The organism is Microterricola pindariensis (genome assembly GCF_002936985.1).
In the GTDB taxonomy this organism is placed as follows: domain Bacteria; phylum Actinomycetota; class Actinomycetes; order Actinomycetales; family Microbacteriaceae; genus Microterricola; species Microterricola pindariensis.
The window spans coordinates 1-23,913 of sequence record NZ_MPZN01000013.1 but is presented as its reverse complement, the minus strand read 5'-3'; the positions used below and the strand labels follow the sequence as shown (position 1 = coordinate 23,913).

Below are 23,913 nucleotides of genomic sequence, written 5' to 3'. Positions count from 1 at the left end.
GGGTGTGTCTGAGCCGTGCGCCGCCCCCTAGCCCACCAGTGAACACCGGAGCATCCGATGAATGAGCACGCCCCGCAGAACGACATTGACGACTTCTTCTCCACCGACCGCGTCGCCGGTCGTGAGCAGGCGGTTGAGCTGAGCGCCGGGAGCTATCGCGAGAACCTCATTGCTCTCGATGACCCGATGCTTGCCGACGTGCGCGGGATGGACTACGAGCAGTTCGCCGCGGACCGTTACGCGGCGCCGTTCCTGCGCGAGCTGCTGGAGTATTGGAAGGGGCTCTACGACGAGCCGTTCGTCGGCATCACCACAGACGGGCGTCCGCGCGAGGGGCTCTACGCCCTGCCGGAGCACCCTGAGCTGGACCCGAGGCCATCGGATGCCGCCCTGGCCCTGCTCGATCTGCTCACGCCGCAGCAGCGCGTGAAGCTCTGCTATCCGATCGATGCCGATGAATGGCGCGGATGGAGCAACCCCGAGTTCGTGTTCTTCCGCATTGGGCTCCGCCTGGAGGAGCAGAGTGACGAGGTCGTGCGCGCGGCGCTGGCCGTCGTGGAGGCGTCGCTGAGCCCGGCCGGCTACGAGCGCGTCGCCGAGGCCATGGCCCTGAACGGATTCCTGGGCGAACTGGTCGACCTGCCGACGATCATGAATGATCGCAGCTACTGGTTCGCTCTCTATGGGACACCGTCGCCCGACGAGCCGTGGGGCTGGCAGCTCTTCGGCCACCACGTCGCGCTCAACTTCGTCTCCGTCGGTGGCAGGCACGTGATCGCACCGGTGTTCTTGGGCGCAGAGCCCGCGCTGTCCGATGACGAGCGCCCACCGCTCTTCGATGCCCGTGAGCAACTCGCCATCGCGCTCGCCGAATCACTGGACGACGAGCAGCGGGGTGTTGCAGTCGTGTACAGCTCGGTGCTCGACCAGGCGATGCCGGAGGGGAGGCTCCATCCCGCCGACGAGCGTCACGTGGCTGGCGCGTTCCGCGACAACCGGGTGGTGCCGTACGAGGGCATCTCGGCGGCGGCGCTCTCTGACGACCAGTGGTCGAGTCTGCGCGCGATCGCCGAGGACTTCTTGCTTCTGCTGGTGGAGCCGCAGCGGCAGATCACCGTCGCGGAGTTCGAGGCACATCGCGACGAGACCTTCTTCAGCTGGTACGGAGCGACCGATGGCACTCAGCCGTTCTACTTCCGCATCCACAGCCCGGTTCTGCTCGCCGAGCTCGATCACCATGCGGGCGTCTGGCTGAACAACCGGCTGCCGGCGCGATTCCATGTGCACACGACCCTTCGGATGCCCAACGGCAACGACTACGGACGCGCACTTCGAGACGCCTGGAAGATCGCACACGATTGATCTAGTTCTATCGCGTTCAATCGCGTAGGATTTCACACACGATCTCAGACGACGCCGTCTCAGATCATTCATTTGCCACACGAGGAGGTGTCGCGGAGATGACTGCACCACGGCTCGAAGTCCGCTCGCTATCGAAGACATTCGCGGGCATCACGGTTCTGAGCGAGGCGCGACTCGAGGTTCGCGCCGGCGAGGTGCACGCCCTCATCGGCCAAAACGGATCGGGAAAGTCGACGCTGATCAAGCTCATCAGCGGCGTGTATCGCGCCGATGCCGGGGGAGAGGTCTTCGTCGACGGCGAGCGCATCGGCACCCCGGTCGATCCGGGACGGCTGCATGAAGAGGGTCTGGCGTTCGTGCACCAGGATCTCGGGCTGATTCCCGACCTGTCGGTCAGCGAGAACGTGCGCGTTGGTCGGCACTCCACCAACCGGTTCACAGGGTGGATCAACAAGGCGAAGGACGCCGCGGCGGTTCGCGAGTCGCTCGAGTTCCTCAACCTGGGGCACATCGACCCCGAGACCAAGGTCGCCCGGCTCCGACCGAGTGAGCGCGTGGGCGTCGCGATCGCGCGCGCTCTGCAGGGCCGCAAACGCGGCGGCGGCGTGATCGTCTTCGACGAGTCGTCCAGGGCGATCCCGCATGAGGCGCTCGACGACTTCTACGGCATGATCCGCCTGCTCACCTCGCAGGGCACGGCGGTCGTCATCGTCAGCCACAACCTCACCGAGGTGCTGCAGATCGCCGATCGCGTCACAGCCCTGCGCAACGGCCGGGTCGTCGAGATGGGGCTGCCCACCGATGGCCTCGACGAGGGAGCGCTGACGAACCTGGTGCTCGGCCGCTACGGCGAGCTCGACGACTTCGCGGAGAACATGCCGTCCGAGGCCCGCGAAGGCGGCATCGAGCTGCGCGGCATCCGGGGCGGACGCATCCGCAACGTCTCGGCGACGATCCAGCGCGGCGAAGTGGTCGGGTTCACCGGGAGCGTCGATTCGGGTCTCTCCGGACTCGGCGCGCTGATCGCGGCGGCCTCGCCCGGCATGCGTGGCTCGATCGTCGTTGACGGCACCGAGATCCCGCTCGAAAGCGCGAACATCAGACGGATGCTGCGCGCGGGTGTTGCCTACATCCCGCAGGATCGGCACGGCGAGGGGCTGGCCACCGGGCTGACCGTCCAGGAGAACGTGACCCTGCCGCACCTGCGCACGCGCGGACGATCCTGGTGGACGGGAGCGGCGTGGCAGCGGGCCGAGACTGAGGCCGTGCTACGCGCCTTCGACGTCACCCCTCCGAACCGGAACGCCGTCATCGCCACCTTTTCGGGTGGCAACCAGCAGAAGGTGCTGATGGGCAAATGGCTGCTCGGGGGGCCGGCGGCGCTTGTGCTCGACGACCCGACGCAGGCCGTCGACGTTGGCGCACGCTCGGCGGTCCTCCGCGCCACCCGCCAGGCTGCCGTCGACGGCGCCGCCGTCGTGCTGTGCAGCTCAGAGGTCGATGATCTCGCCGCCGTCTGCGACCGCGTCGTCGTGCTTGAGGAGGGCAAAGTGCTCACCGAGCTCTCCCGCCCGTTCACCGCCGACGACATCTTCTCCGCGATCTTCCACAGCACTGAAGGAGCCGACCGATGACCACCACCCAGACCCCGACGACGACCACGAACATCGTCATCCCCCCGCCGGTGTCACCGCTGCGGCGGATCAGCATGAATCTGCTCTCGCGCTACGCGCTGGTGATCCTGTGGATCATCATGCTCCTGGTGCTGCTGGCGCTGGTGCCCGGTGACGTCAGTCCGGTCAACGCGATGCGCACCGTGTTCAGCCAGATCACACCCGTGGTCTTCCTCGCGCTCGGCGTGGTGATCACCATGGCTGTCGGTGAGTTCGACCTGTCGTTCGCGGGGATCTTCAGCATCGCCGCGGTCGCTGTGCCGTCGCTGGCCGTGCTGCACGGATGGCCGGTCCTGCTCGCCGTACTGGGAGCGATCGTGATCGCGCTCGCGTTCGGCGCCATCAACGCGGCGCTCGTCGTCGGGCTCGGCATCAACTCCGTCGTTGTCACGCTCGGTACGTGGAGCGTCGCGGGAGGACTCGCGTTCCTCCTGTCGGGGGAGACCACGGTGAGCGGCCTCGATCCCACCCTCGCGGCGATCTCGACCGGACGCTTCCTGGGGCTCCCGCACCTGTTCTGGTACGGCGTGATCCTCGTCGTCATCGTCGCGTACATCATGGGAGCGACGCCGATCGGCCGCCACATGACCTTCGTCGGGTCCAACCGCGCGGTCGCGTCGCTCGCGGGCATCTCTGTGGGTCGCGTGCGGGTCGGCGCCTACCTCGCGAGCGCCCTGCTCGCGGGCCTCGCCGGGGTCGTCATCTCGATCGGCAACGGAGGATTCAACCCGGCATCGGCATCCGCGTATCTGCTGCCCACCTTCGCCGCTGTCTTCCTCGGCACCGTCGCAGTCGTGCCCGGCCGGTTCAACCCGCTCGGCATGCTGATCGCCGCGTACTTCCTCATTACCGGAGTCTTCGGACTACAGCTGCTCGGCCTCACCGGCTGGGTCACCGAGGTGTTCTACGGGGCGGCGCTCATTATCGCCGTCACCGTGTCGCACCTGCTGCAGCGCCGGGTCACGAGCTGACCGGCTCAGCACACGGCACCACCGCACGACCGCACGACCGCACCACAGCACCAGAGCACGAGCGCCACCCCAACACCAAGCTAAGGAGTAACCCGCATGAAGTCATCACGCACTGCTGGCGTCGCTGTCGCCGCCATCAGCATGCTCATCCTCGCCGGCTGTGCCAGCGGCGGAGGCGAGCCAACCGGCACCACCGCCGAGCCGGCCGCAGCGCTGAGCGCCGAGGCGCAGGCGGCCCAGGCCATCGTCGATGCGGCATCCGTCGCGGTCGACGAGTTCGAGGCACCCGGCCCGGCGGTCGACGCCAGCGCGCTGGCCGGCAAGACGGTGTACTACATCCCGGCCACCCTGCAGGTTCCGACCCTGAACTACATCGGCAAGGCCTTCACCGAGGCCCTCTCCCAGCTGGACGCCAAGGTCGAGATTTGCGACGGCAAGGCCAACCCGGCAGACATCGCGAGCTGCATCGCACAGGCGATCGACGCGAAGGCCGGCGCCGTGGTGACGTCTGGCATCACGCCGGAGTTCGCACCCTCGGCAGTCTCCGATCTGCAGGCCGCCGGCATCCCGTGGGTGCAGGCCACGACCACGCCGAGCGGTGACGGAGACCCGTCGCAGGTCGCGTACGTCGCCGAGGACCAGGTGAAGCTGCAGAGCTGGTCGACCAACTGGGTCATCGCCGACTCGGATGCCCAGGCGAACGTGCTCGTCATCAAGCTGACCGACACCCCGGCCACGGCGGCCTGGGCGGACTACGGCATCCTCGCCGTGTACAAGGATGCCTGTTCCGACTGCACCACCCAGGTCATCGAGATCAACTCCGGTCAGCTCGAGCGGCTGCCGAGCCTGGTGAGTTCCGCGCTGGTCGCCAACCCGGACATCACCTACGTGCAGGCGCAGTTCGACCAGTTCCTCCCGGCCGTCACCCAGGGCATCCAGTCCGCGGCGCGCGACGACGTGAAGGTCGCCAGCGTCGACGCCAACCTGTCGGCCCTGCAGGACCTGGCCTCCGACGGAAACGTGAAGTCCTCGGTCGGCTACAACAAGACCGCCCTCGCCTGGTACATGGCCGATGCCACCGCACGCCTGGCATCGGGTCAGCCGGCCGTCGAGAACCTCGACTTCCCCTACCGTCGGGCGTTCAACGAGTCGAACGTCGCCGATCTGACGCTCACACCGGACGCCGAGGCGAGCGGCGAGTGGTTCGGCAAGGCCGACTACCAGGCCGGATTCCTCCAGCTGTGGGGCGTCAAGTGATCGGGCAGTGCTGATGATCGGATAGTGCTGAACCGGCCCCTGGCCCGCCGCCGCTACCACCGGTGTCGGGTCAGGGGCTTTCACTGGCGCAACGGGCGGGGGCCCCGGTCCGAAGCCAGCAGTCAGCGGGGGTGAAGCTGGTCGCCGCCGAGCAGGCTCGCCCACGCGACGGCAAGTATGTCGAGCTCTGGGCCGCTCTCGAGCACCCACGGATGCCGGATCCACCGCAGGTTCGCGCTGTTCAGCAGCTCCATGGCGAGGTACCCGCGATAGCGTCGGGTGTCTTCGTCGAAGCGGTCGGCTTCCGCAAGTCCGGTGGCGATGTCGTCGATCACCTCGCCGAACCACGCATCCCGCAGCTCGCGCATCTCTGGGTCGACGGCCGATGCCTCTTCGACCACGGTGATGTATGGCCGAATGTCGGCCCAGCGCTCGGCCTGCTCGCCGATCCACGCACGGATCGCGGGGAAACTGCCCTCGCGAGCGGCATCGACCAGCGATCCCGCCGTCGATCGCTGTCTGGCATCCTCTCGGCGGTCGAGGTGTCTGTTGAGCTCGCCGAACAGCGAGCGAGCGAGCTCGGTCTTGTTCGGGAAGTGCGCGTAGAAGGTCACGCGCGTCGTTCCGACCGCCGTGGCGATGTCGTCGATCGTGGTGGCGACGTACCCCTGCTCCTGGAAGAGCCGCAGCGAGTGATCCAGCAGCGACTGCCGCGTCTGCTGCTTCTGCTTCTCGCGAAGATTTGTCATGCGCCCACTGTAGCCACCCATCGCGATAATTCACTTGACAGAATGTAAAGCGAATGGCACGATCGTCTCACCCCCGAGCGCGACGCCGTCCGTGCGGGTGCAATGACTCAATGGAGAGGCTCGCTATGAGCGCACAGGTGAACACCGTCCTCGGCCCGATCGGCGCCGACGAGCTCGGCGTCGTCGCCATCCACGAAGCGCTGCTCTCGGTCGTGCCGGGCGCGCAATTCGCGTATGACATCACGATCGATCGCGCCGAGATCTTCGACATTCTCGCGAGCAAGCTCAGAGCGTTCAAGGCGGCTGGGGGCGGAACGATCGTGGATCGTACCGGCATGTTCCACGGTCGCGACCTGCCCCTCTACGAAGCCCTCTCGCGGAGCACCGGGGTGCACATCGTCGCTTCCACCGGCATGGGCCCGGAGGAGAACCTCGGCGGCTACTTCCTCACCCCGCAGACCAACCCACCCACGCCGTGGCCGGCCGAGCGCTTCGCCGAGCTGTTCGCCGCCGAGGCGACCGACGGCATGGTTCATCCGCGCGTTGCCCGCCGCGCACCGGCCGGCCTGATCGTGACCACCCAGAGCTCCGATGGCGCCACCCCGACCGACGACAGCCTGCTGCGGGGAGCAGCGCTCGCCGCGACGCGGTCCGGTGTCGCACTGGCGTTCTCTGCGCCGTCCGACACGATCCGGGCGCTCGAGCTCGCGCTCGCCGAAGGCCTCCCCGCCGACCGCATCGTCGTCTCGGGTCTTGACCGAGCCGGCACCGGTGCCACCGTTCGTGCCACCGCCCGTGCCGTCGCCAAGCGCGGCGCATACATTGCGCTCGACCACATCGGCCGAGTGGATGCCGGATCCCCGAGCGACGACGACCGCGCCGCGCTGGTTCTCGCGCTCGTCGACGCGGGCCACGGAGCCCGCATCCTGCTCTCAGCCGGCGCCGTCGGCGTCGCCAAGGGCCACGCGGAGGTGAACAGTGCGTACGAGGTTGTGCTCACCGACTTCGCACCGAAGCTGGCCGCGCACGGCCTGGACGAAGACGGCATCCGTCGCATCCTGATCGACAACCCCCGTGACCTGCTCGCCGTGAAAGAGGCCTGAGATGACCCGCGTGAACACCGTCCTCGGACCCATCGCCGCCCAGCAGCTTGGCTTCACCTCGATCCACGAGCACATCGGGTACGGGATGCCGGGCAGCGAGCTCGACACCCGTTGGTGGAAGACCCCGGAGCAGCGGTATGAGGAGACCATCCCGAAGCTGCGGGCGTTTGCCGAGCACGGCGGGCAGACCTTCGTCGACGCGACGGGGATCTGCAACGGACGCGACATCGACTACTACCAGTCGATCGCCGAGAAGACCGGCGTCAACATCATCGCCGCGACCGGTTTCGTCGGCGGCGACACGGCTCTGAAGCACTTCGCCGAGGCGAGCGTCGAGTACCTCACCGACCAGTTCGTCCACGAGCTGACCGTTGGCATCGGCACGAGCGGCGGCAAGGCCGGCATCATCAAGGTGGGCGTCAGCCGCGGATTCAAGCTGACCGCGCTCGACCTGCGCATCTACCGCGCGGCGGCCCGCGCGTCGCTCGCCACCGGTGCGCCGATCATCACGCACCTCGCGGTGGACGCGGCGACGGCCATTGAGGCCCTGCAGGATGAGGGTCTGCCGCTCACCCGCGTGCTCTTCGGCCACGCAGACGACGGTGTCAGCCAGGGCAAGGTCGACGAGGAGGGCATCGTCTCGGCCGGCGGCCGCATCGGCTTCGACACGTTCGGCTACGACCTCGAACTTCCTGACCCTCCGTTCTGGGGTCGGCATCGCGATGAGCGCTTCCAGCACCTCATGCGGTACCTGCGTTCGGGGCAGGCCGACAAGGTGCTCGTCGCCGCCGACGCCAACTGCAGTCCGCTCGGATGGCCGGGCGTCAAGGGCCACACCATCAACTACCTGTTCGAGCAGCTCATCCCCGACCTCAGACAGGACGGCGTCGACGACGCCACCATCGATCAGCTCTTCATCGGCAACGTCGCCGATTTCTTCACCACGAGCACCCCCGACACCCTGAACTCAGAAGGCAAGTGACCATGGACATCAACGGACTCACCGTCGCCGTCATCGGCGCGGGCTATGCAGGCGCATCCACGGCCAAGGCCCTGAGCCTGCTCGGCGCACACGTCACCGTCTACGAGCAGGCCCGTCAAGCCGGGGAGGTGGGTGCAGGCATCGGCCTGCGCCCCTCGTCGATGGCTGCCTTTCGCGAGTGGGGGGTGGCGGATGCGATCACCGCTGTCAGCACAGCGAGCAACGGCATCCGCATCCTCACCCCGCATGACCAGCTCCTCAATGCGGAGGAATGGCCAGAGAAAGAGCAATTCGGCACGACGACCCACCTCATCCACCGTCGGGACTTCATCGACGCGCTGCTCGGCGTGCTGCCGGATGGCATGATCAAGTTCGGCCACCGCCTGGAGACGATCGTCGACAACGGTGCGACCGCGACGATCACCTTCGCCAACGGCGAGGCCGTCACCGCCGATCTGGTCGTTGGCGCCGACGGCATCAGCTCACGGGTGCGAGGGGCGCTCTTCAGCGACGACGGTCCGGTGTTCGCCCATGAGCACGCGTACCGCGCCGTGTTCGACATGGCTCTCGTGCCGGGCGTCTTCGATGAGGACGACGACTTCCGCATCTACTTCGACGCGCCAACCAATCGCCACCTGTACCTGCTGCCGCTGCGCCACCGCGGCCAGGTGTCCTTCGATATCACGGTGCCATCCGACGACAGCACCTGGTCGCCCGAGATTGACCGCGCGACCATCGTCGCGTCTCTGAGTGGGTTCGATCCGCGCTTCGAGGCGATCACCCACTCCATCGACCTTGCGACGGTCAACTGCCGCTCCGCGTACGACATCGACCCCGTCGAGCGGTGGCACACCGATTCTGTGGTGCTCGTCGGCGACGCAGCGCACGCGATGCTGCACCACCAGGGCCAAGGCGCGAACTCGGCCGTTCTCGACGCACAGGGGCTGGCGGATGCTCTCGCCGCCGCGCCGACGCTGCCCGACGCCCTCGCCGCCTTCCAAGCCACCCGCAAGCCGATCACCGACAACTATCAGCGGGTATCCCGCGGCGGCTGGAACGAGGAGACCATCGAAGACGGATTCCCGGGACAGCGTGGTGCCGAGTCGGAAGTCGTGCCGGGTGTCGATCCGAGCTCCGAGCCGGCCGTGCCCGCGAACCGAGGAGTCTGACGACCATGCCCCTGCACCCCGAGATCGCGCGTTTCCTGGCCTCCCTCCCGCACGAAGAACCCGCCCCGCTCGACCCCGCCCCGCTCGACCCCGCCGCGATGCGCGCCGGCGAGGAGTCGCAGGTTCCGGCACTGCCCGACCGACACCCGGTCGCGCACGTCACGGACATCGTCGTGCAGGCACCGACGGGGGCTGTTCCGGTGCGGGTTTACTCCGACACGGATGCCCCGACCTCCGGCGCGATCGTCTACTTCCATGGCGGCGCCTACTTCCTCGGCAGCCTGAACACGCACGACGATGTCGCCCGCCGCCTGGCAACAGCGACCGGTCTGCGCGTGTTCTCGGTGGGATATCGGCTGGCGCCGGAGCATCCGTTCCCCGCCGCGCTCGACGACGCGGTCGGAGTCATCGACTGGCTGATCTCCGAGGGTGAGTCGGCGGGCTGGGACGGCACGACACTCGCCGTCGTCGGGGACAGCTCCGGCGGCACGATCGCCACTGTTGCGGCGTCGCTGCTGCACGACCGTGGCGTCGACCGGATCACGCACCAAGTGCTCTACTACCCGTCTGTCGACCTCGACCTCGACCCGAACCGCTACCCCTCGATGGTCGAGAACGCCGTGGGCTTCGGCCTGGAGACCGCTGGGATCGCGCCGTTCAACGCGTTCTACTTCACGAGCGGGGCCGACCCGCTCGACCCGCGCGTCTCGCCGATTGGGCGACCGAACCTGTCCGGCCTTCCTGCCGCCCTCATCCTGACCGCTGAACTTGACCCGATGCGCGACGAGGGCGAGCAGTACGGTCAGCGGCTGACCGATGCCGGCGTTCCCACCGTCGTGCATCGCTACGAAGGGGCGGGCCACGGTTTCGTGCAGCATTTTGCGTGGCTGCCGGAATACGGAGCCGCCTTCGCCGAGACAGCGGCGTTCCTGGAGACCGGCACAGCTCCGACGCTGCCGAAGGGGCTCCAATGACCGGCATCCATCCGCTCGTTGCTCCCTGGGGTCGGTTCGGTTTGCGCACCTTCTACATCGATGCACCTGAGCCCGCGATCGTCGACACCGGAGTGACCGAATCCATCGGCGGGATGCGCGCCGGGCTCGAGGCGATCGGGCGCCGCATCGAAGACGTGCGTTGGATCCTGCTCACGCACGGACACATCGATCACATCGGCGGCGCACATGCAGTGTGGGAGCTGACCGGTCGGCGGGCGCAGGTCGTCATCCACCAGGGCGACGTGCCGATGTTGCGTTCGCGCGAGGCGCACGTCGAGGAGTGGCGCTCGGGACGCGGAAAATGGCTGAGCGACCCCGACGGAGAGGCCACGGAGGAGGCCCTGCTGCGCGACGCGATCTCCGGCGAGATGGAACCGACGCTCGCCCTCGACGGTGGTGAGGTGCTCGACCTCGGTGGCGGCGTCCGTGTCGCAGTGCATTCCATTCCCGGACACACCATCGGTGCCGTGGCCTACGTCGTCGAAGAGACCGGAGACGTCTTCGTCGGCGATGCCGTCCAGGGCTATGGCGCCGCGAGCTGGTTCCCTGGCTACGAAGACCCGAACCAGTATCGCGCGAGCCTCGAGTTCCTGCGCGACGACGTTCGGCCGCAGCGTCTGTATCTCGGGCACCCCTACCGCCGCGCCGATGGAACACCGTTTCCCGAGGTGCTCGACGCTTCGGACGCACTCGAGGCGATCCAGGGCAGCATCGACAACGAGGCCCGCATCCGGGCATCCGTCCTCTCGCACCTGGAGCTGGGGCTGCGCGCGACAGCTTCGCCATATTCGCCGTTCCAGTCCGTCGCCGAAGAGCTCAACTACGCGGGCGACCCGACCCTCGAACCGGCACCTTTCTTCACAACCATGAACGCGTACCTCACGCAGTTCGGCACCGAACGAGGAGCAACCTCATGACCGATTTCCGCACCATCTCCGCTGGAGGTCGCACCATCGGCGTCCACAAAGATCTGCGTGTTCCGATGCGTGACGGCGTGGCGCTCGTCGCCGACGCCTATGGTGCGGCAGACGACGAGCCGCGCCCCGCGCTCGTCGCGCTGAGCCCATACGGCAAGGAGCTGCAGGCGCTGGCCCTGACAATGCCACCGCAGCGCCGGCCCTCGCCGATGTGGGATGGCTGCATCGAGGCCGGGGACATCGCGCGCGTCGTCGACGAGGGCTACGTGCACGTGATCGGCGATCTGCGCGGTTCGGGTGGGTCAGAGGGTGAGCACATCGGGAACTACAACGCCGGCGGCGTCTCGCTCGGCCAGGACGCCTACGACTTCATCGAGTGGGTCGCCGAGCAGCCCTGGTGTGACGGTCGGGTCGGCATGATCGGCATCTCTTACTTTGGGTCGATGCAGTTGTTGGCTGCGGCCGAGCGACCCCCACACCTGAGGGCCCTGTTCATCTCGGGTGGTCACTACGACTTCTACGAGACCACCTACCACGGCGGCATCATGTGGTTCATGCCGCGTGCCGCCAGGGAAGGGCGCGGCGGGGACTCCGGCTGGGCGTTCACAGACAGGGTCAAGAGCCGGATGCTGGAGACGGTGCCCGACGAGGAAGTCAGGGCCCGCGTCGCTGCACGCCTCGCCGACCCCGATGTGCAGGCATGGCCGAACCTCGTGCACACCCTGCACTATCCGACCAATCACGAGGCGTGGTTCGACATCATCACCAACGAGTTCGACGGCGAGTGGTACGAGGAGCGCAACCCCATCAACCTCGCTTCCCAGGTCGAGGTGCCTGTGTGGCTGCAGATCGATCAGGGTCGCGGGTGGACCATCGACGGCACCATCGAGACGTTCAACCGGCTCGGCGGCCCGAAGAAGCTGACGATCGGCTCATACCCTCCCATGCAGTCGCGGCCCTGGGTCGAGGAACACGACAAGATGTTCCGCTGGTACGACCACTGGATCAAGGGAATCGACAATGGGGTGATGGACGAGCCCGCAGTGAGTGTGTTCGTTGAGGGCACGCGCGAGTATGCCGAAGGCGAGGAGTTCCCCCCGAAGCCAGTCGAACACCGCCCGCTCTATCTGCGCACGCGAGGGCGGCTCTCCGCCGAACCGGAGTCGATGGATGCCACGGCCGCCGCCCCCGACGGCTTCTACCAGGCGCCGCTCACCGTGACCGACAAGGTCGAGGTGCTGCGCTGGACCACAGCACCCTTCGAGGAAGCGGTGGAGATGATCGGGACGGGTGCCGCGCACCTGTTCGTCGAGATCGATCAGCCGGACACGAACCTCATCATGCGGTTCTGGGACGAAGCGCCCGGCGCTCCGCGTCGACTGCTGACCTCGGCGTACCTGAAGGCCTCGCACCGCGAGCTCGACCTCGAGCTCACCACAGAGGGCAACCCCCATCACCCGCATACCCGTGCCGTTCCCGTCGAGCCCGGGGTGATCGAGGAGTATGTGCTGCGGATCTATCCCTTCGCGGCGACGCTGCTGCCCGGGCATCGATTGGTGGCCGAGCTCTCCAACGATGAGCCGCTGTCTGATGAGCACAATGCCTTGCTGCCTCCCGACGCGTTCCACCTGCCCGTTGGTCGCCCGGTCACGCACAAGGTGTACCGCGATGCCGAGCATCCGTCGCGGCTGGTGCTTCCCTTCACGAAGGGCTGATCGTCGCCAGGCGGTGCCCCGTTTCTTGAGGCATGCAGCCGTCGCGCAGCCACATCGACCCACCCCGCTGTCGACCCAGCCCGTTGTCGACCCAGCCCGTTATCGACCCATCTCCGCCGAGAGGCGGAAAGATCGTGGATACGAACCTTCTCCTGTGAGTAGTCGTCGGCGTCATCGTTCTGAGCGTCATTCTGGGTCGCGCACTACTTTTCGAAGAGCCGCCGCGGGTCGACGTGCACCTTCGGCCCGGGGCCCGCTGCCGCGCCGCGCACCCCCTCGAGCCGGCTCGGCACCTCCTCCAGCGAGATGACCTCGCTGACGAGCGAGTCGGGCACCACCGCGCCGCTGGCGAAGCCCTCGATCGCCCCGGCCAAGCCGGGGGAGGCGGAGAGGATGCCGACGGCGGTGAGGTCTCTGAAGACGATGCGCCGCGTGTCGAGGAGACTGGGGGTGGATGCCAGGCCGATGTAGACGACGCGGCCCGCCGGCTTCGCCAGCATGACGGAGAGGGCCGGCATCCGCTCGTCGCTGGTCGCCTCGATCACGGCGTCAAACTCGTTGCCGTGCCCGCCGGCGAGCTCGTCCAGCTGCCAGGTGTGCTGCACGCCGAGCGACCGCGCCAGTTCCAGTGAGCCTTCGCGCACGCCGCCGACGTGCACCTCGGCACCCTCGGCCAGTGCGAACTGGGCGGCGAGCAGGCCGATGGCTCCGGAGCCGAGCACGAGCACGCTGTGGCCCGGCTCGATCGCCGCCGCGCGCACGGCCCGCAGCGAGTTGCCGCCGGGTTCGACGAGTGCGGCGGCCGTGACACTGACACTCTCCGGGATCGGGTGTGCGTAGCGCGTCGGGATGAGCACCTGCTCGGCGAGGGCACCGGCCCAGCCGTCGAGGATGCCGACCTCGAAGCGGTCGGGGCAAACGTGGTGGTGGCCGCCCTGGCAGAACTGGCAGCGCCCGCAGCCGAGCATGGTGTCACCGGTGACGCGCAGCCCGAGCCAGCTCTCATCAGCGGGGGAGCCGACCGCGACGACCCGGCCGGCCCACTCATGCCCGGGCCGAAGCGGAAAGTGGGTGCGCCCGTGCTGGATGTAGGCCATCTGGCCGGTGTACAGCTCGACATCCGTGCCACAGATGCCGACCCGTTCCACGTCGACGAGCAGCTGGCCTGGCGCCGCGACCGGCGCCGGGACATCCCGGACCTCCGCCTTCCGCGGGGCCGTCACAATGAGTGCGCGCATGAGGGTTCCTCCCAGTTTTCGCCGTCAGTGCGATTCACGGCTGACCTCATCTCCGCTGGACCCGACCAGGAAGTCGAGGTCTGCCCCGGTGTCTGCCTGCATGACATGGTCGACGTAGAGCTTCGCCCAGCCGCGGCCGGGTTTCGCGTACGCCGCCTCGCTTGCCGGGCTCTGGCTGCGCGAGCGCAGCTCGTCCTCGCTGACGTCCATGCTGAGCGAGCGCCCGGCGACGTCGACCCGGATGACGTCGCCGGTGCGCACCAGCCCGAGCGGCCCGCCGGCCGCGGCCTCTGGCGCGACGTGCAGGATGACGGTGCCGTACGCGGTGCCGCTCATCCTGGCGTCGCTGATGCGCACCATGTCGCGCACGCCGGCCTCCAAGAGCTTCCGCGGCAGCGGCATGTTGCCGACCTCGGGCATGCCCGGGTAGCCGCGCGGGCCGCAGCCGCGGAGCACCAGCACCGAGTCGGCCGTGACGTCGAGATCCGGGTCGTCGATGCGGGCGCGCATGTCCTCGACGCTGTCGAAGACGACCGCGGGGCCGACGTGCTGGAGGAGCTCCGGGGTGGCGGCCGAGGGTTTGACGATCGCGCCGCGGGGCGCGAGGTTGCCGCGCAGCACGGCAATGCCGGCATCCGCCAGGAGCGGCTTCTCCCGTGGCAGGATGACGGTGTCGTCGTAGACGGGGTGGCCGCCGAGGGAGTCGACGAGGGGCGTGCCGGTGACGGTGATCGGCTCCGGGTGCAGCAGGTCGGCGATCTGCGCGAGCAGGGCGAGCAGCCCGCCGGCGCGGTGCAGGTCGTCCATCAGGAAGCTGCCGCTCGGCTGCAGGTTCGCCATGACCGGGATGCCGGCCCCGGCCGCATCGAAGTCCGCCAGGCTCAGCTCGATGCCGAGCCGGCCCGCGATGGCGAGCAGGTGGACGACGGCGTTGGTGGATCCGCCGACCGCGGCGACGGCGATGATGGCGTTGAGGAACGACTCCCTGGTCATGATGTCGCTCGGCCGGCGGCCCGCGGCCACCATGTCGACGATCAGCCGCCCGGTCTCGTGCGACTTCTTCAGCAGCCGGGCGTCCGCCGCGGGGGTGCCCGCGAAGCCGGGGATCGTCATGCCGAGCGCCTCGGCGACGACGGCCATCGTGGAGGCGGTGCCCATCGTGTTGCAGTGGCCCTTGCTGCGGATGGTCGACTGCTCCGACTCCAGGAACTGGGCGTTCGTGATGGTGCCGGCCCGCACCTCCTCGCTCAGCCGCCACACGTCGGTGCCGCAACCGAGGGCCTCGCCGCGGAAGTGGCCGGTGAGCATCGGCCCGCCGGGCACGACGATCGCCGGGAGGTTGACGGATGCCGCCGCCATCAGCAGTGCCGGGATCGTCTTGTCGCAGCCGCCGAGCAGCACGAGCCCGTCGATGGGGTTGGCGCGGAACATCTCCTCCATCGCCATCGCCGCCATGTTGCGCCACAGCATCGCCGTGGGCTTCACCTGGGTCTCGCCGAGCGAGACGACGGGGAGGTTGTACGGCACGCCGCCGGCCGCCCAGACGCCCTGCTTGACGCTCTCCGCGACCTCGTTGAGGTGCATGTTGCACGGCGTCAGGTCGGACGCGGTGTTGGCGATCGCGATCTGCGGCTTCGTGCCGTCGAGCGCGTCGCCGGGGAGCCCGCGCCGCATCCAGGCGCGGTGGATGTAGGCGTTGCGGTCCGAACCTTGATACCAGTCGGCACTGCGCAAACGGTCCACGATGACCCTTCCGCTCGTTCCCCGATTCCGCCGACAACGTCGGCGAGGAACCGGAGAGAATGAACGCTTGCATGCAGCGTAGCCCCTGCCGAATCCGGATCGCCGCCCCCCTGCCGCAGAATGGAGCGATGACGTCTCCTGCCCCGCGCCGCCGGATCCTGCTCGTGTCGGGGATCCTCGCGGCCTGGCTGCTCGGTGCGCTCGTGGTGCGGCTCGGCCTCGACTGGGCCGACACCTTCCCGTACAGCCCGGCATCCGAGGTTCGCTATCTGGTGATCGCCGGTGTCGCACTCGCGGTTGCCGTCGGCGGTTCGGTCGCGAGCATCCTCTGGGCCCGGCGCGGAAGGCGACGCGAAAAGGGGCCCGGCCACAGTGTGACCGAGCCCCCTCTCTGAGCGGATGCCGCTAGCTCAGCGCGTCCCGCTCGCTTGCCGTGACGAGGGCAGCACGGCGGCGCCGCGCAGCCACGACCGCCGTGGCGCCACCGATGAGCAGCAGCGCGAGGGCGGCGATCAGCGCGGTGCTGATCTCGGCGCCCGTGCTGGCGAGGGCGCCCGTGTTCGACGTGGCGGAACCGGTGGTGCTGCCCGCGGTCGAACCGCCGGATCCGGCGCCGTTCCCGTTGCCGGCACCGTTTCCGTTGCCGTTGCCGTTGCCGTTGCCGTTGTCGGTTCCGTCGCCGCCGCCGGTGCTCACCGGGACGACCTGCACGGGTGCCCAGCCGAGCAGGGAGCCGTCGGCCGCCTGGACGACGATGCGGTGCTCGCCCGCTTCGGTAGCCGCCGGAACCACCGCGCTGATCTGGCCGCTGGCGTTGGCCGTGGCCTGGCCGAGGGACGTCGGCGTGGAGTAGATCCACGGCCACACCGGGGTGTTGGCGTTGGCAGCACCCAGCTCGACCGTGATCGCCTGGCCCGGGGTGGCGGTCGCCGGCACGGTGATGCCGCCGCGGTTCTGCTCGGTGAGCGTGGCCGGGTCGACCGGCGCCGGCAGGGTTCCGGGGTCGACCGGGTCAACCGGGTCGACCGGGTCGACCGGGTCGACCGGGTCAACCGGGTCGACCGGGTCAACGGGGTCGACGGGGTCAACCGGGTCAACCGGGTCAACGGGGTCGACGGGGTCGACCGGGTCGACCGGGTCAACGGGGTCAACCGGGTCAACCGGGTCCACCGGGTCGACGGGCGGGGTGATCCCGGCCTCGGTGACCCACTTCTTTCCGGCATCCGTCTTGGTGATGGTGAACTCGTCGTAGACGGCGCCGATCGGCAGGGCCGTCGTCGCGTTGGCGGTCTTCTCGGCGAGGTAGGAGCGGTAGACCAGCTGGCCCTGCGAGACGTCGATGACCTGGTAGGTGGTCACGCCCTCGCCCCGCAGCACCTGGGTGGCGTTGTTGTTCGTCCAGACGTTCTTGGCCTCGGTCTCGAGGCTGTAGTGCTTGGCGCCCGAGTTGGAGACGGCGTAGACGGGGCCGTCGGTGATGCCGGCGGTCTCGGTGCGGTCGTCGTTGATGTAGCCGCGGGCGTAGGTGTGGTCGTGGCCCATCAGCACCAAGTCGATGCTGTGCTTCTGGAAGATGGGAACCCAGATCTCGCGCAGCACCGGCTCGTCGCGTCCGGCGGACGTCGAGAAGACCGGCTGGTGGAAGGTGACGACGTTCCACTTCGAGTCGCTCTCGGTGAGCACCTGGTCGAGCCAGGCTCCCTGGAACTCAGTCCAGAGGCGGGAGACCTTGCCGGAGGGGCACTCGGCACCGATGCAAGACGGCAGGGTGGCGGGGGTCAGGAAGGCGCTGTCGCGTGTCGCGTTCAGCGTGATGAAGCGCACGCCCTGGTAATCGGTGTAGTAGACCGTCTCCGCGGCGAACTCCTCCCAGTGCGCGAAGTAGGCGGCGTACTGGCGCGCAACGTCGGTGTCACCGACGGCGAGATCGGCCATGGCGCCGATGGTCGCGGTGGAGGGGTTGTTGTGCGGGTACTCGAAGTTCGCCTTCCACGCCGCCAGCTTCTTGTCGCCGGAGTACTCGTGGTTGCCGGGGGCGGCCATGACGTTGGTGCTCGCCGCCGAGTTGGTCATCCCGGTGAACCAGTTGTTCCACTGGGTCTCGTTGCTGCCGGTGTCGATGAGGTCACCGGCGTGCACGGATCCGACGGACCGGGTCGCGGTCGCCTCCGCCTGGCGCACGACCTCGGGCCAGGTGCTGTCCAGGCCGATCTGGGCGTCGCCGTAGTAGACGAACTGGAAGTCCGTGGCGGCGGGGTCGGCGGTGCTGAAGGTCTTCCACTCGCTCCAGCTGCCCTCCAAGCCGACGCGGTAGCTGTAGGCGGTCGCGGGCGCGAGGCCGGTCACCGTGGCGGAGTAGTGCGGCTTCGGGTTGTTGTTCACCAGGCCGGCCTGGTACGCGTCGACGGTGCGCACATCACCACCGGCCGCGGGCCGGAGCTGCACCTGTCCGCTCGCGTGGCCGGCATCGCCAGCCAGCCAGGAGAAGGACTGCGAGGTCTCCGGGGTGGTCGTCGGGGTGAGGATGACGCGGGTCGGCGGAGCCACGACGGGCGTGCCCGGGTCCTGCACGGGGAGGAGCCGGATCGACGGCACGTCGAGGTAGATGTCCGAGCTCGTGGCGCGGTCCTGGTAGAGCGCGATCGCCACGGTGTTGGTGCCGTCGACGAGCAGCTCGGGGTCCACGCTGAAGCTGCTGGCGACGGGGTCGCCGCCGCTGTTGCCCGCGTACTCCTGGTTGCTGGTCTCGGTGACCCGGTCGTCGACGAAGCCGGCGACCTTCGTGCCGTTGACCCAGACGACGAGGGCGTCGTCGTAGACGACGTCGCCGAGCACCGAGCCGACGGCGTCGGCGACGCCGGGCTGGAGGTCGAAGCTCGTGCGGAAGAAGTAGGTGGGCACCGTGGGGGCGGCGGTGCCGTTGAGGTAGTGGTTGAGCAGGGTGGCCGGCATGTGCGGCCCCACCGCGGCGAGCTTTCCGCTCTTGGCGCCGAAGCTGCCCGTGGCGCTCTTCCAGGCGGAGTCATCGAAGCCCGGGGCGGTCCACGCCCGCAGCGCGCCGGAGCCGTTCACCGGGTCCGTTCCATCGTCGAGGTACTTCCACGAGGTGCTCGCGGTCGTCACCACCGGGTCCGTCGGTACGTCGGGGGCGGCCAGCGCCGGCATCGGCGCAGCGAGCACCCCGCCGAGCACGGCCAGGAGTGCGGTCGAGACCACGCCCCGTCTGTGCCAGCGGACTGTGTCCTTGGTCGTCATCAATTCATTCCTTCACATGGGAGCGGGTGGGCACGGCGGCGCACGAGCGTGCGGCAAGCCCCTGCAATCGAAGCGGCACCGAGTGTCTCCCGGCTGGCGCGCAGGTGGCGCACAGGCGAACGCGCGGTGCCGCTTCCCGGGAACCCGGCGTAGGGTGGCCCGCACGCGCACCACCCGCAGGGCTACTCGGAGGAGAAGGCAATGGGAACCGTCGCAGAGAACATCGTCCAGGTGTTGAAGGTCAACGAGGTGCGGCGGGTGTACGGCCTCCCCGGCGACTCCTTGAACGGCTTCACCGATGCCCTGCGCAAGGACGGCACGATCCGGTGGGTGCATGTTCGGCACGAGGAGACGGCCGCATTCGCCGCGGCCGCCGATGCCGCGCTCACCGGGGAGCTGGCCGTCGTGGCCGGCTCCTGTGGGCCGGGCAACCTCCACCTCATCAACGGCCTGTTCGACGCGAACAGGTCGAGGGTGCCGGTGCTCGCAATCGCGGCGCACATCCCCACGGCGGAGATCGGCAGCGGCTACTTCCAAGAGACGCACCCACAGGAGCTGTTCCGGGAGGCGTCCGTCTACGTCGAGTACGTGGCCGACCCCAGCCAGATGCCGCGTGTGCTCGAGATCGCCATGCGCTCGGCGATCGAGCTGCGCGGAGTGGCCGTCGTCGTGATCCCGGGCGACGTGGCATTGGCCCGCGCGACCGAGCAGCGGGCCGTGCGGATTCGCCGCGCCAACCCGGTGGTCACTCCGAGCCGGCCCGAGCTCGCCGAGGCGGCCGCGCTGCTGAACGGCGCGAAGAAGGTCACCATCCTCGCCGGCGCGGGCGTGGAGGGCGCGCACGACGATGTCATCGCGCTGGCCGATCTGCTCGCCGCGCCCATCGTGCACGCGCTGCGCGGCAAGGAGTTCATCGAGTACGACAACCCCTTCGACGTCGGGATGACGGGGCTGCTCGGGTTCGCGTCCGGCTACCGCGCGATGGAGGCGGCCGACCTCGTGCTGGTGCTCGGCAGCGACTTCCCGTATCAACAGTTCTACCCGAGCCGGGCAACGACGGTGCAGGTCGACATCCGGGGTGCGCAGTTGGGCCGCCGGCATCCGGTCGACCTCGGCCTCGTCGGCGATGTGGGCGACACCGCCCGGAGCCTGCTGCCGCTGATCGAGCGCAAGGAATCACGCCGCCACCTCGACGACGCGCTCAGTCACTTCGCCGCGACCCGGGCGAAGCTCGACGAGCTCGCCGTGCCCGCGGCCACCGGCCGGCCGATCCATCCGCAGTACCTCACCAAGCTTCTCGATTCGCTGGCCGGGGCGGATGCCGTGTTCACCGCAGACGTGGGTTCGCCCGTCGTCTGGGCGGCGCGCTACCTGCACATGAACGGCGCGCGCCGGCTGGTCGGCTCGTTCAGCCACGGCTCGATGGCGAACGCCCTGCTCCACGCGATCGGCGCCCAGGCCGCGCAGCCGGAGCGCCAGGTCGTCGCCCTGGCCGGTGACGGCGGCCTGAGCATGATGCTCGGCGAGCTGATCACGCTCACACAGAACCGGCTCCCCGTGAAGGTCGTCGTGTACAACAACTCGTCGCTGAACTTCGTCGAGCTCGAGATGAAGGCCGCCGGGTTCATCACCTTCGGCACCGAGCTGCGCAACCCCGACTTCGCGAGCCTCGCCGAGGCGATGGGCATCCACGGCCGACGCGTCGAGCGCTCGGAGGATCTGGAACAGGCGGTCACCGAGTTCCTCGCCGTCGACGGCCCCGCGCTGCTCGATGTGGTGACCGAGCCACAGGAGCTGTCGATGCCGCCGGCAATCACAGCCGAGCAGGTGAAGGGGTTCACCCTCTACGCGCTGCGCACCGTGATGTCCGGGCGCGGCGACGAGCTGCTCGATCTGGCTCGCGCGAACTGGCGCCAGTTGTTCTGACGCCGGGCTCGTTCTGACGCCGGGCTGGTTCTGACCCCGAGCAGCGGCGTGCAGCGCGGGGCTCAGTCCACGATGCCGCGCTTGGTCAGCCTCGGTGCACCGGGCAACGCGAGGTCGTTCCCTCGGCTCCCTCGGCGCGCATGCGGCCGCCCGAGGCGGGCTTGGTGGGAAGGCGTCGGCGATTGACGTCGAGACCGGTGCCGAGGATCGTCACGCCCGGATCGCTGAGCGCTGAGACGGCGGCCGCCAGCCCCGCGATCGCGAGCTTCTCGCCGGGGCAGCGATGCCCGCTTGCCACATCGGCCCCACCGTGCGGAACGAAGGCCGTGAGCGCCTCGTAGTCCTCGACGCCCTCGAAGCGCTCGGGGTCGAAACTCTCGGCCTGCGGCCACGACCGCGAGTCCGTGTCGGTGCCCAGGATGTCGAGCACCACCCGCCCGCCGGCGCGCAAACGTTCGCCGTCCAGCTCGATGTCGGCGAGCGCCCGCCCCGGCAGCATCGGCACGAACGGGGCCGTGCGTCGGATCTCCTGCGCGAAGGCCGTCGCGAGCGGGCCGTCGACGAGGGACCCGCGCTCGGCCGCCTCGGCCGCGATCCGAGAGCGCCACTCCGGACGGTCGTGCAGTTCTTTCGCGGCGAAGGCGACGAAACGGGCGACCGCGATCATCGGCCGGATGCTGTTCTGCAGCTCGATTCCGGCCAGCCGCGCAGGGAGAAGGTCACCGCTCGGATCGCGGTGGCTCGCCCACTCGGCGAGGGCGGTGCCCGCCTCGGCGTCGAGCGTTCCGGCGCGCACGGCCTCGATCAGGCGTTGCGCATGACGATCCGACCACAACCTGTTGCCGTAGGCGAGCAGGTACTCGGGCGAGTAGGGCACACCGAATCCGTCGACGATCTGTGCCAGCCGCGCCGCCCACCGGGTCTGGGCCTCGCGCGTGCCGGGCAGGCCGGCCCAGCGCATGATCGCCCGCCCGAACGCGCCGACCGCGGCGTCGTAGGCGGTGCGCTCGCCGCCGCCCAGCCAGGCGTCGAGCTCCGACCGCCACTCCGTCTGAAGCAGTGGCCGCAGCCGTTCGACCTGCGCGTCCTCGTAGGCGACATCCACGAACGTCGCCTTGCGATGATGGTGCGCCGCGCCGTCGAGGCTGTGCACCGAGCCGCGCCCGAAGAGCGTGTCCTGCACGAATGCGGGCATCGCCCCGTGGCGCGCGATGCGGGTGTCGTCATAGAAGAGGGCGACGCCGTCGCTGCCGCGCACGAGAAGCGCGTCGCCCCCGAGCAGGCGCAGGGGCACGGCCCGAGCGCCCTGGCGGGTGCGGCGCCAGATGTGCGCGCCGAAGTCGTAGCCGCGGGTGAGGAACGACAGGGAGTCGTCGTGGATCAGGCCACTCATCGGGTCACCTGCTCGCGGGCTGGGGCGGCGGCCGCAGAGGCGGCGCGGACGTTTGTGGGAGACATCCCTCCATGGTTCCAGCGAGAGCGGAGCGGTTCTAGGGGATAGCCGTCGGGGGGTCCTCTGTGATAAATCGACCAGCCCGGCCGAGGGCCGCGAGCGGCAGCGGCGGGCGCGACGCAGGGCGGCACCAACGTGCCGCCGGTGCCCAACGGGGCGAAAGGCTGGCACACCATTCAGCTGGGGGTGGCGTAGCCGCGCAGCGGCGCCGTTGCCATCTCGCGGGAAAAGGCGTTGACTGGGGGCGTCCCAGCTCCGCAGAGAGGCGGAAAGTTCATGGATACCAGCATTGTCCTGTGGATCGTCGTCGGCGTCATCGTGGTGATCGTCGTGATTGGCGTCGTGTATTACTTCTCGAAGCAGCGCCGGGAGGCGACTGCCGCCGCCGACCGGCGCAAGGCGGAGGACATCCGCGCCCAGGCGCAGGAGGGGGCGGAGGACGCCCGCAAGAACGACGCCGAAGCCCAGCGTGCCGCGGCCGAAGCCGAACTGGGCCGCATCGAGGCGGACCGCTTGCAACGGGAGGCCGAGTCGCGGCAGTCGGAGGCCGCCACCCTCCAAGCGAAATCCGAGGAGCAGTTTCGCGAGGCGGATGCCGTCGACCCGGACGTCGACGACGCGCGCCGCGGCGGCGATGCCGCGCCCGAACGACCGCGCCCCGACACCACGCCCTGATCGCGAGTCGAGCCGCGCACCGGCACCCGGGGCTGGTCGGCCCGCCCCTAGACGCCGGCCTCCAGCGGCCAGCCGGTGTACGCCTCGGCGAGGTAGGCGCTGCCGGCCTCGGACTCGACCACGCCGCGCAGCTCGCCGAGCTGGCGCCGCTGGTCGAAGTCGCTCGCGTCGGGGGCCGTGTGCAGCATGCTCGTCATCCACCAGGAGAAGTGCTGGGCCTTCCAGATGCGGCGCAGCGCGGTGTCGGCGTAGCCGTCGAGCGGCCGCTCGTCGCCCTCGAGCAGCAGGGCGCGGAGGGCGCGGTTGAGCAGGAGCACATCGGCCACGGCGAGGTTCATGCCCTTGGCGCCGGTGGGCGGCACGGTGTGCGCGGCGTCGCCGACGAGGGCGACCCGGCCGTGGCGCAGCTCGTGGGCGACGAAGCTGCGGAAGCGCAGCACGTCGCGCTGGAAGATGGGGCCCTCGGCCAGTTCGGTGCCGGGAACGCGCTCCTGCAGGGTGGCCCAGATCTCGGCATCCGTCAGCGCGTTCGGGTCGGCGTCTGGATCGCACTGGAAGTACATGCGCTGCACCTCGGGGCTGCGCTGGCTGATCAGGGCGAAGCCGGCCGGTGAGCTGCTGTAGATCAGCTCCTCGGCGCTCGGCGGAGCCTCGGTGAGGATGCCGAACCAGGCGAACGGGTACTCACGGAAGTAGCCGCCGGTCGGGGAGCCGGTGACGGCGGTGCGGG

At 69.1% G+C, this 23,913-nt stretch carries 19 protein-coding genes; 13 read left to right on the top strand and 6 right to left on the bottom strand.

Translation table 11 applies throughout. The features are described from left to right. Nucleotides 1-57 precede the first annotated feature (57 nt). From GY24_RS05800 to GY24_RS05785, 4 genes are all read left to right on the top strand, one after another. Nucleotides 58-1,362 carry a DUF3500 domain-containing protein gene (locus GY24_RS05800; protein ID WP_104474787.1) on the top strand — a complete coding sequence of 435 codons (1,305 nt, stop codon included), beginning with the start codon at nucleotides 58-60 and terminating at the stop codon, nucleotides 1,360-1,362. 98 nt (nucleotides 1,363-1,460) lie between these two features. Beyond that, a complete protein-coding gene (locus GY24_RS05795; protein ID WP_104474786.1) occupies nucleotides 1,461-2,996 on the top strand; it encodes a sugar ABC transporter ATP-binding protein in 1,536 nt (511 codons plus the stop codon). Next, nucleotides 2,993-4,006, top strand: coding sequence for an ABC transporter permease (locus tag GY24_RS05790; RefSeq protein ID WP_104474785.1), 1,014 nt, complete (start codon nucleotides 2,993-2,995; stop codon nucleotides 4,004-4,006). Before GY24_RS05795 ends, GY24_RS05790 begins: the two co-directional genes overlap by 4 nt. 96 nt (nucleotides 4,007-4,102) lie before the next feature. After that, complete coding sequence (locus GY24_RS05785; protein ID WP_104474784.1) at nucleotides 4,103-5,263, top strand: sugar ABC transporter substrate-binding protein; 1,161 nt, start codon at nucleotides 4,103-4,105, stop codon at nucleotides 5,261-5,263. A gap of 122 nt (nucleotides 5,264-5,385) precedes the next feature. Here the strand turns inward: GY24_RS05785 and GY24_RS05780 are convergent, their stop codons facing one another. Continuing rightward, complete coding sequence (locus GY24_RS05780) at nucleotides 5,386-6,012, bottom strand: TetR/AcrR family transcriptional regulator (protein WP_161498691.1); 627 nt, start codon at nucleotides 6,010-6,012, stop codon at nucleotides 5,386-5,388. Between the two features lie 125 nt (nucleotides 6,013-6,137). Here GY24_RS05780 and GY24_RS05775 point away from each other — a divergent pair, with 125 nt between their 5' ends. Genes GY24_RS05775 through GY24_RS05750 form a run of 6 tightly spaced genes read left to right on the top strand, consistent with a single transcriptional unit; the run spans nucleotide 6,138 to nucleotide 12,893 of the window. Then, entirely contained in the window at nucleotides 6,138-7,115 is a 978-nt protein-coding gene (locus GY24_RS05775) for a phosphotriesterase family protein (protein ID WP_104474782.1), read from the top strand. 1 nt (nucleotide 7,116) lies between these two features. Further along, a complete protein-coding gene (locus GY24_RS05770) occupies nucleotides 7,117-8,097 on the top strand; it encodes a phosphotriesterase family protein (RefSeq protein WP_104474781.1) in 981 nt (326 codons plus the stop codon). Between the two features lie 2 nt (nucleotides 8,098-8,099). Next, on the top strand, nucleotides 8,100-9,266 hold the full coding sequence (locus GY24_RS05765) for an FAD-dependent oxidoreductase (protein WP_104474780.1): 1,167 nt from the start codon (nucleotides 8,100-8,102) through the stop codon (nucleotides 9,264-9,266). A gap of 5 nt (nucleotides 9,267-9,271) precedes the next feature. Next, the gene (locus GY24_RS05760; protein ID WP_104474779.1) at nucleotides 9,272-10,240 is read left to right on the top strand and encodes an alpha/beta hydrolase; all 969 of its coding nucleotides are present in this window, start codon (nucleotides 9,272-9,274) and stop codon (nucleotides 10,238-10,240) included. Further along, nucleotides 10,237-11,178: an MBL fold metallo-hydrolase gene (locus tag GY24_RS05755; RefSeq protein WP_104474778.1), complete on the top strand. Its 942-nt coding sequence runs from the start codon at nucleotides 10,237-10,239 to the stop codon at nucleotides 11,176-11,178. The genes GY24_RS05760 and GY24_RS05755 overlap by 4 nt, the downstream gene beginning before the upstream one ends. Beyond that, nucleotides 11,175-12,893 carry a CocE/NonD family hydrolase gene (locus GY24_RS05750; protein ID WP_104474777.1) on the top strand — a complete coding sequence of 573 codons (1,719 nt, stop codon included), beginning with the start codon at nucleotides 11,175-11,177 and terminating at the stop codon, nucleotides 12,891-12,893. The genes GY24_RS05755 and GY24_RS05750 overlap by 4 nt, the downstream gene beginning before the upstream one ends. Before the next feature lie 203 nt (nucleotides 12,894-13,096). Here the strand turns inward: GY24_RS05750 and GY24_RS05745 are convergent, their stop codons facing one another. After that, on the bottom strand, nucleotides 13,097-14,131 hold the full coding sequence (locus GY24_RS05745; protein WP_104474776.1) for a zinc-dependent alcohol dehydrogenase: 1,035 nt from the start codon (nucleotides 14,129-14,131) through the stop codon (nucleotides 13,097-13,099). A 24-nt stretch (nucleotides 14,132-14,155) separates the two neighbouring features. Beyond that, on the bottom strand, nucleotides 14,156-15,874 hold the full coding sequence (locus GY24_RS05740; RefSeq protein ID WP_104474775.1) for an IlvD/Edd family dehydratase: 1,719 nt from the start codon (nucleotides 15,872-15,874) through the stop codon (nucleotides 14,156-14,158). A 128-nt stretch (nucleotides 15,875-16,002) separates the two neighbouring features. Here GY24_RS05740 and GY24_RS18035 point away from each other — a divergent pair, with 128 nt between their 5' ends. Next, nucleotides 16,003-16,269, top strand: coding sequence for a hypothetical protein (locus GY24_RS18035; protein ID WP_104474774.1), 267 nt, complete (start codon nucleotides 16,003-16,005; stop codon nucleotides 16,267-16,269). A gap of 10 nt (nucleotides 16,270-16,279) precedes the next feature. On the opposite strand, the gene GY24_RS05725 is transcribed toward GY24_RS18035, so the two are convergent. Continuing rightward, nucleotides 16,280-19,129, bottom strand: a complete 2,850-nt coding sequence (locus tag GY24_RS05725; protein WP_233279218.1) for a purple acid phosphatase family protein — start codon at nucleotides 19,127-19,129, stop codon at nucleotides 16,280-16,282. Between the two features lie 201 nt (nucleotides 19,130-19,330). On the opposite strand from GY24_RS05725, the gene poxB reads away from it, so the two are divergent. After that, nucleotides 19,331-21,055: a ubiquinone-dependent pyruvate dehydrogenase gene (poxB, locus tag GY24_RS05720; RefSeq protein ID WP_104474773.1), complete on the top strand. Its 1,725-nt coding sequence runs from the start codon at nucleotides 19,331-19,333 to the stop codon at nucleotides 21,053-21,055. Between the two features lie 85 nt (nucleotides 21,056-21,140). On the opposite strand, the gene GY24_RS05715 is transcribed toward poxB, so the two are convergent. After that, nucleotides 21,141-22,448, bottom strand: coding sequence for a cytochrome P450 (locus GY24_RS05715; RefSeq protein ID WP_104474772.1), 1,308 nt, complete (start codon nucleotides 22,446-22,448; stop codon nucleotides 21,141-21,143). A 336-nt stretch (nucleotides 22,449-22,784) separates the two neighbouring features. Between GY24_RS05715 and GY24_RS05710 the strand changes: the two genes are divergently transcribed. Next, entirely contained in the window at nucleotides 22,785-23,183 is a 399-nt protein-coding gene (locus GY24_RS05710) for a hypothetical protein (protein ID WP_104474771.1), read from the top strand. A 47-nt stretch (nucleotides 23,184-23,230) separates the two neighbouring features. Here GY24_RS05710 and GY24_RS05705 read toward each other — a convergent pair. Beyond that, on the bottom strand, nucleotides 23,231-23,913 hold a 683-nt coding region (locus tag GY24_RS05705), incomplete at its 5' end, for an FAD-dependent monooxygenase (RefSeq protein WP_193953506.1).